The sequence below is a fragment of the Neobacillus sp. DZ-9 genome, from assembly GCF_059587065.1.
On record NZ_JCAIOL010000002.1, the window covers coordinates 34,942 to 48,655 of the forward strand.

Here is a 13,714-nt window from a genome sequence, read left to right on the forward strand (position 1 = left end):
AATGAATGGAAAGCTCCGATTACCGATTTAAAGGGTGATCGGAGCTTATTTCGTTCAAAATTATTAAAAAATGAAAAATTAAAAAGTGCATAAGAAAAAACCCCTTTCAAAGGGGTTTAACTATTGTAAAAACGCCTAAATGAGTGCGCTTTCATTTCGTATGGCTTGCTGTTCATAGGATAAGTTCAGCATGGGCACATCTAAAAAATGTTTAATAGCAAGGGCACATGCTCCGAGAACACAGGATTTTTTTCCGATATGGGATAATGTTAACTCCCGATAGTGACTGATGGAGGAATTTAGTTTTTCCTTAATTTTTGTTAAAGAGTCTGGATACATTCGCAGTAATTCACTATCAAGGACAAGCACTTCCGGGTTATACATATTTATCATATTATTTAAACCGATAGAGAGATAATAAATGAATTGCTCCATCATTTCATGAACTTCTTGATCGCCTTCATCAAGCCATTTCTGAATTTGGTTATATGTTAAATTCTTAATGTTCCTTGTTTCAGAAAGAACTTCAAAAATTCTTGATTCTGAAGAGTATTTTTCCCAGCACCCTTTATTTCCACAATTACAAGGTCTGCCATCTGGCACAATGATCATATGACCTGCTTCACCTGCAAAACCGTCATGACCCCGAAAAAACTCATTTTTCATCATCATTCCGAGGCCAATCCCTGAGTATAGGGATGTACTTAAAAGATTTTCTGTTTCGTGATGAAAAAATACACGCTCTGCAAATGAAGAGAGATTTGCATTGTTTTCAATATAGATAGGAATATTAATCTGTCGTTCCAAATCACCTTTAAGGTCAAGATCGTTCCAATGCAGGCGTGGTATATAATGAATTATCTCATCTTTTGCCACAAGACCATGGATCGCAATGACAATCCCCACTATACCATAACGACTATCGGAGTACGCAGCCTCATATTGTTTAATTTGTTCAACTAATAGGGGAAGAATCTCAGAATATTCAGTTGTGTTTATTTCAATAAAATTTGAAGAAATAGGATGACCAACAAGATTCGAAAGTGTAAAAGAAATTTGTCCATAATCAATGTCAATACCTAGGGCATACCCTGCTTGGCCATCTAAAGAAAGCATAATCGGCTTCCTGCCGACTGAATTGTGTTCCAGCTGTGTTTCGATAATAAGCCCCTCTTCTAATAGATCAGCCACCTGAGCTGAGATGGTTGCTCTCGTTAAAGCGGTAACTTTGGATAAATCTGCCCTCGAAATCATTCCTTCCTTGACAATTTCTCGAATGATCAAGGAGCGGTTGATTTTTTTTATAAAAGCCGCATCACCGGTAATCATTAATATCCTCCATTTCAAGCAGATCATTAAATATATTACTATTATAACAGGTTATTTCAATTTATTCATAAACTGTTAATTGACTAAACAAAATAATCGTGTTAAATTAGGCGTATAATTAATTTGTTCACTAAACAAATTAAAAAATAACTATATTTTTTTATAAACATTGTAAGGGTTTACAGATATGGAGGGGACCTTATGAAAGCCTTTTTAGACAAACAGTTTTTACTTAACACAGACACAGCCGTTCAGCTTTATGAAAATGCTGTTACTGGATTGCCTATTTTTGATTTCCATTGCCATTTAAATCCACAAGAGGTTTGGGAGAACAAGGCTTATGAAAATATTACACAGGTATGGCTAGGCGGGGACCATTACAAATGGCGATTAATGCGAATGCATGGTATTAGTGAACGTTATATTACTGGGGATGCAAGTGATTGGGAGAAATTTGCTGCTTGGGCTAAAACTGTTCCATATATTATTGGAAATCCGCTTTATCATTGGACACATATGGAATTGAAAATGTTTTTTGGTATTGAAAAAACACTTAGCCCGGAAACAGCCCGTGAGATCTACGAAGAATGTAATGAAAAGTTAAGGCAGCCGGATTTTAGACCAAGAGCCTTTATCGAACGCTCTAAAGTGAAATTTATCGGCACAACAGATGACCCAGTTTCAACACTTGAATACCACGAATTATTAAAAAATGATGACTCCTTTAAAGCAATTATTGCACCGACATTCCGACCTGATGGGGCACTTTTTATTGAGCGTCCTACATTTGAACCTTGGATTGAAAAATTAAGTGAAGTTTCCGGGATTAAGGTTAATTCCTTGGATGCGTTTTTACAGGCATTAAAGCAGCGTGTTGATTTCTTCCATGAAAATGGCGGACGGGCATCTGACCATGATATTCAAAAAATGGAATATGTAGAAACGGCAAAAGAAGAGGTTGAAAAGATCTTTAATAAGCGTATAAGCGGAGAGCAGCTATCTAATAATGAATTAGTGACCTACCGTGCCTTCTTATTAAAAGAGCTTGGAAAAATGTATGCTGAAAAACAATGGGTTATGCAGCTTCATATGGGAGCACTAAGAAATAACAATTCTAAAATGAAAGAACTTATAGGTCCAGATACAGGATTTGACTCTGTTGGTGAAGCGAATTTTGCTGAAGGATTGTCTCGATTCCTGGATGCTCTGGACAAAGAGGATGCTTTACCAAGGACAATTTTGTTTAATCTAAATGCTAAAGATAATGTAGTTCTTGCAGGAATGATGGGGAACTTCTATGAAGAAGGTATTCCTGGTAAAGTTCAATTAGGTTCCGGCTGGTGGTTCCTCGACCATATTGATGGTATGGAAAAGCAAATGAAGGATTTTGCAAACGTTGGACTACTTAGCCATTTTATTGGCATGTTGACGGACTCTCGCAGCTTCCTTTCATATGCCCGTCACGACTATTTCCGCCGACTTCTCTGTAACATTTTAGGAGAATGGGTGGAAAAAGGCTTAGCTCCAAATAATATGGATTTCTTGGAGCAGATGGTAAGGAATATCGGCTATTACAATGCTGAAAAGTATTTTTTTAAACGTTAAAAAGGTTTACAATTATAAAAGATAACATAACTAAGAAAGTTGAGGGATATGAGATGTCGAAACAACAAATTGGTGTTGTTGGTTTAGCTGTAATGGGGAAAAACCTGGCTCTAAATATTGAAAGCAGAGGCAATTCTGTTGCAGTCTATAACCGTTCATACGAAAAAACAGAAGAGTTTTTAAAGAATGAAGCAGAAGGTAAAAACTTTGTTGGAGCGCGCACTGTCGAAGAGTTTGTCAATTCACTAGAAACGCCAAGAAAAATCTTATTGATGGTAAAAGCTGGCACAGCAACAGATGCTACGATTGATTCGCTAAAACCTTACCTTGAAGAAGGCGATATCCTTATCGACGGCGGAAATACCTTCTTCCAGGATACAATTAGACGAAATAAGGAGCTTGAAACAGCAGGCTTCCATTTTATTGGTACAGGTGTTTCCGGAGGTGAAGAAGGAGCATTAAAAGGTCCTGCCATCATGCCAGGCGGTAAAGAAGAAGCTTATGAGCTAGTCAAACCTATTTTTGAAGCCATTTCTGCAAAAGTTAACGGAGATCCTTGCTGTACTTATATTGGACCAAATGGAGCAGGTCATTATGTCAAAATGGTTCATAACGGCATTGAATACGGGGATATGCAATTAATTTGTGAAGCATATTTTATTTTGAAAAATGTCCTTGGTTTGAATGCAGAAGAACTTCATGAAGTATTTGCAGATTGGAATAAAGGCGAATTAGACAGTTATTTAATCGAAATTACAGCAGATATTTTTACAAAGGTTGATGAAGAAACAGGCAAACCTCTTGTAGAAATGATTTTAGATACTGCCGGACAAAAAGGCACAGGAAAATGGACAAGCCAAAATGCCTTAGATCTTGGAGTACCGCTGCCAATCATTACTGAATCAGTCTTTGCCCGCTTTATTTCAGCCATGAAAGAGGAGCGTATTCAAGCAAGTAAAATCCTGAATGGCCCAGCAGTTAAACCATTTGAAGGTAATAAAGAAGAACTGATTGAAGCGGTTCGAAAAGCCTTATATATGAGTAAAATTTGCTCTTATGCACAAGGATTTGCCCAAATGCGGGCTGCATCGGAAGAATACGAATGGAATCTTCGTTACGGCGATATCGCGATGATTTTCCGCGGCGGTTGTATCATTCGTGCTCAATTCCTGCAAAAAATTAAGGATGCCTATGACCGTGAACCACAATTAGCAAATCTGTTATTAGATTCTTATTTTAAAGAAATCGTAGAAAGCTATCAGAAAGAATTACGTCAAGTTCTGGCTATGGCGATTGAAAGCGGTATTCCTGTGCCGTCATTTGCAAGTGCCATTGCATATTATGACAGCTATCGGACTGAAACTCTTCCAGCGAACTTGCTTCAGGCACAACGTGACTACTTTGGTGCTCATACGTATCAACGCGTCGATAAAGATGGCGTTTTTCATACAAACTGGATGGAATAATCTTAACCGGAAAAAGGGACAAAACTTACCAATGGTTTTGTCTCTTTTTTTCTGAAATAAATATATAAAAAGCAATCTCAGTCAAAAATATATAATAACAAAGCAGTTTTAGAGAATGATTTTTGTTTTTATTTTTAATAAAATTAAAGTATGTTAAGTTAACAAACAAATTTGTTAACGCTTACTCAAAAAGGTGTGAGATTAATGAAATTAATGAATGAGTGGATAAACGCTTTTTATCGAGTTCGTGGGGTAGAATCTAATACCTTTCAATTTCATTCACACCAGGAATATGAGATTTACTTTTTTCATTCTGGAGATTGTAAGTATTTAATTAACAATCGAATTTATGAATTGCAGCCGGGAGATATTATCCTTCTGGATGGCCTGACCTTGCATAAACCAAATCCAAGAACGGGCAGCATGTACACTAGGAGCATGCTTCATTTTTCTCCTACCTGGTTAGATGAGATTTTGTCAGTGCTAGGAATGCCTTATTTATTAGATCCATTTCAAAAGCTAAATAATTATTTGCTTCGTACCGGGTATGATGAATCAGGGCAATTTGTCGATGGGAGAATCAAGAAAATTGCCGGCCTAATTGCGGAAATGGATGAAGAAAAACAGCGAAATCACCAGAAAAATGACCAATTAGAAGCAGAAGTAAAGCTTGAGCTCGTTCAATTATTGTTAGGAATTTATAAAATGAGTCAAAAGGATTTGGCGCAGCTCCCAAGCAAAAAGGCAGAGAAGGAACAACATGCCGAGTCTATTGCAACTTGGATTAATGATCATTATTTCGAAAAGATAACATTGGACCGAATTGCCGCTGAGCTGAATTTAAGTAAATATTATACTTCTCATGTCTTTAAGGAAGTAACAGGATATACGATTATGGAATATGTGATGGGCTACCGTCTTAATCAAGTAAAGTATTTACTAGAAATGGAACCAGATCGAACGTTATCTGAGGTTGCTCGAGCAACAGGCTTTGAAAGTATGGCCCACTTCAGCCGTTTTTTTAAAGAAAAGGTGGGCATGACGCCGTCCAATTATCGAAAAAATAAACGCAATACGGTAAAAAAGGAGGTTTATATTCATGATTAAAGATTTAATGATTTCTGGCTTTTCTGATGAAATCTCATCTGATTTTGATACTCAGCTAGAGGTTGTTGCAAACCTTGGCATGCGTTATCTATCACTGCGTGGAATTGATGGGAAAAATATTGGCGACTTTTCTGTTGACGAAATCAAAAAAAATGTGCAGCCTCGTTTACATAAAGCCGGAATCGGCGTTTCTTCTATCGGATCGCCGATCGGAAAGATCTTTATCAATGATGAAGAGGGTTTTGCCAAACAAAAGGTGATGCTTGAAGAGCTTTGCAAAATTAGTATTTTACTAGATTGTAAGTATATCCGAATATTCAGCTTCTATATACCAAAAGTTGAGGACGCTGATCTCTATCGAGAGGATGTTATCAGTAAGTTAAAGCAATTTGCATCAATTGCTGCCGAATATAATGTCATTTTATTACATGAAAATGAGAAAGACATTTTCGGTGATATTGCAAGACGCTGCCAAGAGATTTTAAAAGCAGTTGACTCTCCAAATTTTAAGGCGATTTTCGATTTTGCTAACTTTGTTCAATGTGGCGAGGACACTCAAGCTTGCTACGACTTACTTAAAGATGAAGTGATTTATATACACATTAAAGATGCTGTATCATCTGATAACGAAAATGTAGTCTGCGGAACAGGAGAAGGGAAAATACCAGAGCTGCTCTCCCAATTTATTAAATCAGGCTATAAGGGCTTCTTAACTTTAGAGCCTCATTTGGTTCTGTTTGATTCTTTAAAAGATTTAGAGCTTGAAGATGCTTCTGAAATTATCAAGGATAACAAGGGACTTGATGGTGCAGGCGGTTATAAACTTCAATATGAAGCACTATTAGAAATTCTATCTAAAATTGAAAGCGGGGAAATGTAATTATGGCTAATGTTAGATTGGGGATTATTGGTTTAGGCGCACAAGGTGGTGCATATGCAGGTTTCATTGCAGAAGGCAAAGTGAAAAATATGGCTATCGGTGCCATTTGCGATACTGATCCTGCTAAAAAGCAATTAGCTCAGGAAAAGTATCCTGATGTCCCTTTCTATGATAACTATATTGATATGCTAGAAAGTGGCACTGTTGATGCGGTTGTTACATGTGTACCCCACTATTTACACCCAGAAATGGGAATTGAATCGTTAAAGAGAGACATCCATTCATTAGTTGAAAAACCAGCTGGTGTTTATACAAAACAGGTTCAAGAGTTAAATGATTTTGCTGCAACTAAGCCAGAGGTTAAGTTTGGAATCATGTTTAACCAACGGACAAATCCACTTTATCAAAAAGTAAAAGAAATTATTGATAATGGTGAAATTGGTAACATCCGCCGTACAAACTGGGTCATTACGACTTGGTGGAGACCACAAGGTTATTATAACCAAAGTGAATGGAGAGCAACATGGGGCGGCGAAGGCGGCGGTGTCCTTGTTAACCAAGCTCCTCACCAAATCGACTTGCTTCAATGGATTTGCGGAATGCCGAAAAAGGTTTATTCCAATGTAAAATATGGCTACCAAAGAGACATTGTAGTAGAAGATGAAGTGACAGCAGTACTTGACTATGGCAATGGTGCAACAGGTGTATTTGTTACCTGTACACATGACATTGTAGGAACTGACCGTTTTGAAATCCTAGGAGATAAAGGGAAAATTGTAGTGGATGACAGCAAAAAGATAACAATTAAACGTCTTGTTAAGCCGGAAAATGAAATGAGCGCTACCATGAGCATGCAAGATGTAATGAAAATTTTCATGGGCGGAAATGCAGATGATATTTTCACCGAGGAAGTACTTGAGTTTGGCAGCGTTTGGGGCGAACAGCATATTGCCGTATTAGATGACTTTGCTTCGGCAATTGTAGAGGGTACTCCACTTTTAGCTCCAGGCAGCGATGGCATAAATGGTGTTAGACTTGCAAATGCAATTCATCTTTCAAGCTGGTTAGGAAAAGAAGTAGAAGTACCATTTGAAGAAGATTTATTCCTAGAAGAATTAAATAAAAGAATTGCTGAAGAAGGTAAATATCCTGTAAGAGGCTAATCTATCACAATAAACGAACTCATCGCTGAAAGGCTTTGAGTTCGTTTTAAAGAGGGGAATAGTTATGCTAAAAACAGCATTAATTGGGCTTGGTGATATTTCTAAAATTCATTTGCCAGCAATTAAAGCAAACCCAAATGTAGAACTTACTGCAGTTTGTGATGTTGATGAAGAATTAAGAAATTTTGTTCCAGAAGCTCGTTTTTATACTGACTATCAAGACATGCTGGAATCAGAAGCACTTGATGCCGTCCATATTTGCCTGCCGCATTATCTGCACAATCCAGTCACAAAAGCATGTGTAGAAAAGGGCGTCCATGTGTTTCTTGAAAAGCCGCTTGGATTAAATACGGAGGAGGCACTCGAGCTCGTTTATCTAGAGGAAGCACATCAGGAGGTAAAAGTCTGTGTCTGCTTCCAAAACAGATATAATGAGTCGTTTGAAATGCTCCAAAAAATTGCTCTTAGCGGCGAATATGGAAAGATTGTTGGAATTAAAGGGCTTGTCGCTTGGGATAGACCGAAATCTTATTATGACGTAAAGCCATGGCGTGGACAAATGGAATTTGCCGGCGGCGGTGTCATGATAAATCAGGCACTTCATACGCTGGACTTGATGCAATTACTTGGCGGTAAAATCGAATCCATTCGCGGAAATCTTGATCAACTGCTTGATTATGGAATTGAAGTCGAAGACACTGCATCAGCACGCATTCAATTTGAAAAAGGTGCCACTGGTTTGTTCTTTGCTACAAATGCAAATGCAGAAAATTCAAGCGTCGAGCTTGAGGTAATTTTTGGAAAAGGAAAATTTACAATTAAAGACAGCATCTTAACTCGAGTTACTGAAAATGGCAAAAAGGAAGATTTAATAGAGGATGCAAAACTCTCTGGATCTAAATTTTATTATGGTGCGAGCCATGTTAAGTTAATTCATCAATTCTATCAATGTATTGAACAAGGTACGGATAATTATGTTCATGCAAAGGATGCATTTCCATCCATTCAAATGATCGATGCGATTCGTAAATCTTCGGATATGAAAAAAACTATCAAATTGGAGGGATAAGCAATGCAAAAAGGAAAAATTGGCGTTCAAATGTTTAATCTTAAAAATAAAATTATTGAGTTAGGCGCATATGAAACGTTAAGAAAAATAAAAGAGCTCGGATTCGATGCTGTTGAGGTTACACAAATACAGATGACGGAGGAAAACGTCGCGGAGCTTAGACGGGCAAGTGTAGATTATGATATTAAAATTGCTTCGATTTCAGCTCCATTAGACACAATGCCAGGAATGCCAGGGGAGTCTTTGACGAAGGATTTTGATAAAATCGTCAATGATTGCAGAATCCTTGATTGCAACTTCATCCGAATCGGGATGATGCCAATTCATTTAATGGGCCAAAAAGATAAAGCAATGGAATATATTCACGCTGCAGAAGAAATGGCTGAACGATTGGCGAAATATGGTATTGAACTCTATTATCATAACCATCATATTGAATTTGAGAAATATGATAATGAATGTCTGTTAGATATTATGAAAAATAATACAACCAAACTTGGATTTGAGTTAGATGTTCACTGGGCACAAAGAGGCGGCGAGAATCCGATAAATGTTATTAAGAGATTTGCAGGACGTGTCTCCTTAATTCACTTAAAGGATTATCGGATTGGCCATATGGATTTAACGGAATCGGACTTTAAGGATATGGGCAAATTCATGCAGAAATTCACGAATATAATTGAATTTGCAGAGCTTGGCCAAGGGAACCTTGATATCAAAGGGATTATTGAGGCAGGTGTCGAGGCAGGCGTTCAATATTATTTAATTGAACAAGACGACACATATGGTCGCGATCCATTTGATTGTCTTAAAGATTCAGCTGATTACTTAAGAAAAATAGGCTATGGAGATTGGTTTTAAAATGTATTGAGGCAGCTGCCTATATTAGATTATAAATTTGAGAATATGCTCGGCTATTAAATAGGCTCTTGGGGACAAAACTAGTAAGAAAATCAATAGGAAAGTCCTAAAGAGGGACCCTTGAGGACAAAACTAGAAAGAAAATCAATAGAAATGTCCTCAATAAGGGCCCTTGGGGACAAAACTAGTAGGTAAATCAATAGAAATGTCCTCAATAAGGTCCCTTGGGGACAAAACTAGTAAGAAAATCAATAGAAATGTCCTCAATAAGGTCCCTTGGGGACAAAACTAGTAAGAAAATCAATAGAAATGTCCTCAATAAGGTCCCTTGGGGACAAAACTAGTAAGAAAATCAATAGAAATGTCCTCAATAAGGGCCCTTGGGGACAAAACTAGTAGGGAAATCAATAGAAATGTCCTCAATAAGGTCCCTTAGGGACAAAACTAGTAAGAAAATCAATAGAAATGTCCTCAATAAGGCTCTTGGGGACAAAACTAGTAGGGACATCAATAGAAATGTCCTCAATAAGGGCCCTTGGGGACAAAACTAGTAGGGAAATCAATAGAAATGTCCTCATCATCAATAAATCTTTATAAAGTAAGCCCATTGTCCACCGCCGACAATTTTAAAGTTTTTCTCTAAAATCCTCCGAATTCTTTTTTTCGACTCCACGACCCCACACCACTCATGAATATCATTGGTAGTAATTTTTCGATCCGGAAAAAGAAGCATATATTCCCGTACGCATCGCATAACAGCAGCTGTAACCAATTCTTCATGCTCACAATCTCCACACATACATTTCTTACCTAGGACAGAAATCGAAAACGAGCTGCATAAAGCACATGTTAGCCCCTTTCGGATCTCATCATAATCATAGGGAGGTAACATCGTATAAGGATTTTCATCAATATGAAGTGAAATTAGTTTGTCAGCAAGTTTTTCCTGCCGGCTAGTTAGTATCGATGGCGTTAAATCTAATTTCTTTAAATAACTATTAACTAGTGTTGGAAGAATAATAGGCTTATCTAGTGGTGCTTGGTATAGGGTGAACTCAGGATTGATAAATACGACCTTGCCCTCAATGGGGAATTGATAACCTTCATGATGCAGTAATTGGCGGAGTAGTGATTCGCTTCGGTTCAATTGGACTAGAGGGTTACTATATTCAGTTTTGGGCTTCTTGTATAACCTCTTACCCTCATAAAAATACTCACCTTCAAAATTTTTTACCTCGTAAAAAAATATATTTTCAGAAATTATAATCAGTGTATCGATTTGGAAAGTGGAATTGTTTACTTTGAATAACAAGTCGTTTAAGATTGTGCATTCACACAGTAACTTCTCAGTTAATTTATCAAACATTACCTCACCCTCATACCCCTTTTTAAGGCTGTAATAATGCTGCCGGTCTTTTTCAGCTAGTGTCATTCGAGTGTTCAAGGATCTCAAAATTCTTAATTCTTTGGATTCAGTACGATTCTTCTTTGCCATATGACACTTCCTTATGTTTTTGATCACTCCGAGTCTATTTTATAAAATAAAACCGACTCTGCTTGTCAAAAAAGTGAAGAGTTTGTTAATTTTTCGAAAGAATCGCTTGTTATTCGTGATCAGCCAAAGACAAATTTAGTTCCGGAACCCCTAAAAACTTCTTAATCGCCATCGCACTAGCTCCTAAGATACAAGCCTTTTTTCCGAAATCTGAAATCACAAGTTCACGATAGTGACCAACTGAAGAATTCAACTGATTTTTAATTTCAAATACAGCTTCAGGATACATTCGGAGCAGCTCGCTATTAATAACTAACATCTCAGGATTATATAGATTAATAATATTATTAAGGCCAACGGATAAGATTTTAATAAAATGTTTTATTTGATGACAAGTAGTAGGATCCTCATTGTTAATCCAATCTTTTAATTCTTCATAGCTAATGGCGTCCATTTGTTTTATCTCAGCTAATCGCCTAATAAAACTGGCTTCAGAAGCATATTGTTCAAAACAGCCTTTTTTCCCGCAGCTGCACAGTTTACCTTCTGGAACGACAATCATATGTCCTATTTCCCCTGCATAACCATGGTATCCTTTCAACAATTCTTTATTAACTATCAAACCCAGCCCAATTCCAGAATACAGACTAACAGATAATAAATTTTCACATTGATGGTGTTTATAGACGCTTTCAGAGAATGAGCACAAATTTGCGTTATTTTCGATAGACACATCGACACCGGTTTCATTACACAAATCAACTTTTAAATTTTTGTTACGCCATTGGTGGTGGGGGACGAAATAAATGATTTCATCGTTATTCACAATACCGTGAATTCCAATGACCACACCAATTAGTCCATAGGGGGCAAAAGCATATTTTTCTTTATAATTTGTAATATGCTTTGATAATAACAAGAGAACCTCATTGTACTCAGTATTTTAAAGCACAATTGTTTCAGTGGAAATAGGCATACCACTTAAGTCTGATAACGTAAAAGTTATTGAGGTTTTATCAAGGTCAATCCCTAAGGAAAATCCAGCATCCTGATTAATGGAAAGCCAAATAGGCTTTCGGCCAAGATTTTTATTCTCCTGCGGCGTTTCGATAATTAATTCTTCCGCTAATAAATCAGCTGCCTGCACAGAGATTGTTGCTTTATTTAAGCCAGTTATTTTCGCTAAATCTGAACGAGAAACCCTCCCGTGCTCAATAATTTTGCTAAGGATTAAGGAACGATTGATTTTTTTAATGTATGCTGCATCCCCAGTAAGCATAATTTTCTCCTTTAACTACATATTTATTGACGTTTTGGAAGCATAATGATATTATACAGGTAATTAATTTGTTTAGTAAACAAATTAAAATGAATTAATTTGTAAATAGCCAAGTAATTAACAAAGTAAGTACATGGTATATAATCCCGTGAGGAACACTTTAAACATTGAGAAGGAGTGAGTATATCCATGGGAATTCTGCAAGAATTAGTTAAAGATATTCCAATGCCGAAGATAGCCAAAGTAAGAGTAAAGTTTGATGATACGAAAATTGAAAACCTTGAAAAGGAATTAAAAGAAAAATTACAACGAGAAAAAATCCAGAAACAAATTAAACCTGGGATGGAAATTGCGATTGCTGTAGGCAGCAGAGGGCTTGATCGCCTCGTTGAACTTACTGCAGTAACCGTGCAATTTTTAAAAGAATTAGGTGCAAAACCTTTCATTGTGCCTAGTATGGGAAGCCATGGCGGTGCGACTGCAGAAGGACAGAGAGAAGTGTTAGCCCATCTTGGTGTAACTGAGGAAAGTGCAGGCTGTGAGATTCGCTCATCGATGGAAGTTGTAAAGATTAGCGAACTATCAAATGGATTGCCAGTGTATGTCGATAAATATGCTTCTGAAGCTGATGGCATTGTGGTAATCAATCGGGTGAAACCTCATACCGCGTTTAGGGGACCAGTTGAAAGCGGCATTATGAAGATGATTAGTATTGGTTTAGGGAAACAAAAAGGGGCAGAGGCATGTCATCAAATGGGTTTTAAGTATATGGCAGAAAATGTACCAGCCATGGCAAAAATCATCATGGAAAAAACACCATTCCTTTTTGGAGTTGCTTCGGTTGAAAATGCATTTGACAAGGTTGCCATTGTTGATGTGTTAACTCCGGATGAGATTATTGAAAAAGAACCTGATATACAGAAACAAGCCAAAGCCTTATTGCCAAAGTTGTTTTTTGATCAAATAGATGTCTTGGTGATTGATGAAATTGGTAAAAACATTTCGGGTGATGGAATGGATCCAAATATCACAGGCCGCTATCCAACACCTTATGCGTCAGGTGGTCCCGATGTAAGCAAAATGGTCGTGCTTGATGTCACTCGAGAGTCAGAGGGAAATGCCAATGGAGTTGGAACTGCTGATTTTACCAGCCAGCGCCTAGTAGACAAAATGGATTTAGAAGGAACCTATGCCAATGGGTTGACTTCAACGGTTGTCGCACCAACGAAAATTGCCACTACCTTACCTAATGATAAACAGACCATTCAAGCGGCCATAAAAACTTGTAATATCTTAGATTTTAGAACAGTCAAACTCGTTCGGATCAAAAATACATTAAAGCTAAGTGAAATTGAAGTGTCTGAACCATTGCTTGAATATATAAAAAATCATCCAAATATGGAGCAAATATCAGAAGTTTATGAGTTCCCTTTTGATGAAAATGGAAATTTATTCTAGAA

12 protein-coding genes are annotated in these 13,714 nt (G+C 37.2%); 8 read left to right on the top strand and 4 right to left on the bottom strand.

The window, feature by feature from the left end:
• Positions 1-135 precede the first annotated feature (135 nt).
• Positions 136-1,329 carry an ROK family protein gene (locus AC59HZ_RS04550; RefSeq protein ID WP_496544691.1) on the bottom strand — a complete coding sequence of 398 codons (1,194 nt, stop codon included), beginning with the start codon at positions 1,327-1,329 and terminating at the stop codon, positions 136-138.
• Positions 1,330-1,530: 201 nt separating this feature from the next.
• Between AC59HZ_RS04550 and uxaC the strand changes: the two genes are divergently transcribed.
• From uxaC to AC59HZ_RS04585, 7 genes are all read left to right on the top strand, one after another.
• A complete protein-coding gene (gene uxaC / locus AC59HZ_RS04555; protein WP_496544692.1) occupies positions 1,531-2,934 on the top strand; it encodes a glucuronate isomerase in 1,404 nt (467 codons plus the stop codon).
• A gap of 53 nt (positions 2,935-2,987) precedes the next feature.
• Positions 2,988-4,400 carry an NADP-dependent phosphogluconate dehydrogenase gene (gene gnd / locus AC59HZ_RS04560; RefSeq protein WP_496544693.1) on the top strand — a complete coding sequence of 471 codons (1,413 nt, stop codon included), beginning with the start codon at positions 2,988-2,990 and terminating at the stop codon, positions 4,398-4,400.
• Positions 4,401-4,604: 204 nt separating this feature from the next.
• Positions 4,605-5,507 carry an AraC family transcriptional regulator gene (locus tag AC59HZ_RS04565; RefSeq protein ID WP_496544694.1) on the top strand — a complete coding sequence of 301 codons (903 nt, stop codon included), beginning with the start codon at positions 4,605-4,607 and terminating at the stop codon, positions 5,505-5,507.
• Positions 5,500-6,387, top strand: coding sequence for a sugar phosphate isomerase/epimerase family protein (locus AC59HZ_RS04570; protein ID WP_496544695.1), 888 nt, complete (start codon positions 5,500-5,502; stop codon positions 6,385-6,387). The genes AC59HZ_RS04565 and AC59HZ_RS04570 overlap by 8 nt, the downstream gene beginning before the upstream one ends.
• A 2-nt stretch (positions 6,388-6,389) precedes the next feature.
• Positions 6,390-7,550, top strand: coding sequence for a Gfo/Idh/MocA family protein (locus tag AC59HZ_RS04575; protein WP_496544696.1), 1,161 nt, complete (start codon positions 6,390-6,392; stop codon positions 7,548-7,550).
• 64 nt (positions 7,551-7,614) lie between these two features.
• The gene (locus tag AC59HZ_RS04580; RefSeq protein WP_496544697.1) at positions 7,615-8,619 is read left to right on the top strand and encodes a Gfo/Idh/MocA family protein; all 1,005 of its coding nucleotides are present in this window, start codon (positions 7,615-7,617) and stop codon (positions 8,617-8,619) included.
• A 3-nt stretch (positions 8,620-8,622) separates the two neighbouring features.
• Complete coding sequence (locus tag AC59HZ_RS04585) at positions 8,623-9,480, top strand: sugar phosphate isomerase/epimerase family protein (protein WP_496544698.1); 858 nt, start codon at positions 8,623-8,625, stop codon at positions 9,478-9,480.
• A 580-nt stretch (positions 9,481-10,060) separates the two neighbouring features.
• Here the strand turns inward: AC59HZ_RS04585 and AC59HZ_RS04590 are convergent.
• From AC59HZ_RS04590 to AC59HZ_RS04600, 3 genes are all read right to left on the bottom strand, one after another.
• Positions 10,061-10,975 (bottom strand): nuclease-related domain-containing protein, encoded by a 915-nt coding sequence (locus tag AC59HZ_RS04590; protein WP_496544699.1) that lies wholly within the window; start codon positions 10,973-10,975, stop codon positions 10,061-10,063.
• A 109-nt stretch (positions 10,976-11,084) separates the two neighbouring features.
• A complete protein-coding gene (locus AC59HZ_RS04595; RefSeq protein WP_496544700.1) occupies positions 11,085-11,894 on the bottom strand; it encodes an ROK family protein in 810 nt (269 codons plus the stop codon).
• Positions 11,895-11,918: 24 nt separating this feature from the next.
• Positions 11,919-12,254: a hypothetical protein gene (locus AC59HZ_RS04600; RefSeq protein ID WP_496544701.1), complete on the bottom strand. Its 336-nt coding sequence runs from the start codon at positions 12,252-12,254 to the stop codon at positions 11,919-11,921.
• Between the two features lie 189 nt (positions 12,255-12,443).
• Here AC59HZ_RS04600 and AC59HZ_RS04605 point away from each other — a divergent pair, with 189 nt between their 5' ends.
• Positions 12,444-13,712, top strand: coding sequence for a nickel pincer cofactor-dependent isomerase, group 22 (locus AC59HZ_RS04605; protein ID WP_496544702.1), 1,269 nt, complete (start codon positions 12,444-12,446; stop codon positions 13,710-13,712).
• Positions 13,713-13,714 lie beyond the last annotated feature (2 nt).

Bases quoted from the DNA above. Each gene is read 5' to 3' on its own strand.
- AC59HZ_RS04600 (WP_496544701.1), bottom strand. From the start codon at position 12,254: ATGCTTACTGGGGATGCAGCATACATTAAAAAAATCAATCGTTCCTTA.
- AC59HZ_RS04565 (WP_496544694.1), top strand. From the start codon at position 4,605: ATGAAATTAATGAATGAGTGGATAAACGCTTTTTATCGAGTTCGTGGG.
- uxaC (WP_496544692.1), top strand. From the start codon at position 1,531: ATGAAAGCCTTTTTAGACAAACAGTTTTTACTTAACACAGACACAGCC.
- AC59HZ_RS04585 (WP_496544698.1), top strand. From the start codon at position 8,623: ATGCAAAAAGGAAAAATTGGCGTTCAAATGTTTAATCTTAAAAATAAA.
- AC59HZ_RS04570 (WP_496544695.1), top strand. From the start codon at position 5,500: ATGATTAAAGATTTAATGATTTCTGGCTTTTCTGATGAAATCTCATCT.
- AC59HZ_RS04550 (WP_496544691.1), bottom strand. From the start codon at position 1,329: ATGATTACCGGTGATGCGGCTTTTATAAAAAAAATCAACCGCTCCTTG.
- AC59HZ_RS04590 (WP_496544699.1), bottom strand. From the start codon at position 10,975: ATGGCAAAGAAGAATCGTACTGAATCCAAAGAATTAAGAATTTTGAGA.
- AC59HZ_RS04575 (WP_496544696.1), top strand. From the start codon at position 6,390: ATGGCTAATGTTAGATTGGGGATTATTGGTTTAGGCGCACAAGGTGGT.
- AC59HZ_RS04580 (WP_496544697.1), top strand. From the start codon at position 7,615: ATGCTAAAAACAGCATTAATTGGGCTTGGTGATATTTCTAAAATTCAT.
- gnd (WP_496544693.1), top strand. From the start codon at position 2,988: ATGTCGAAACAACAAATTGGTGTTGTTGGTTTAGCTGTAATGGGGAAA.
- AC59HZ_RS04605 (WP_496544702.1), top strand. From the start codon at position 12,444: ATGGGAATTCTGCAAGAATTAGTTAAAGATATTCCAATGCCGAAGATA.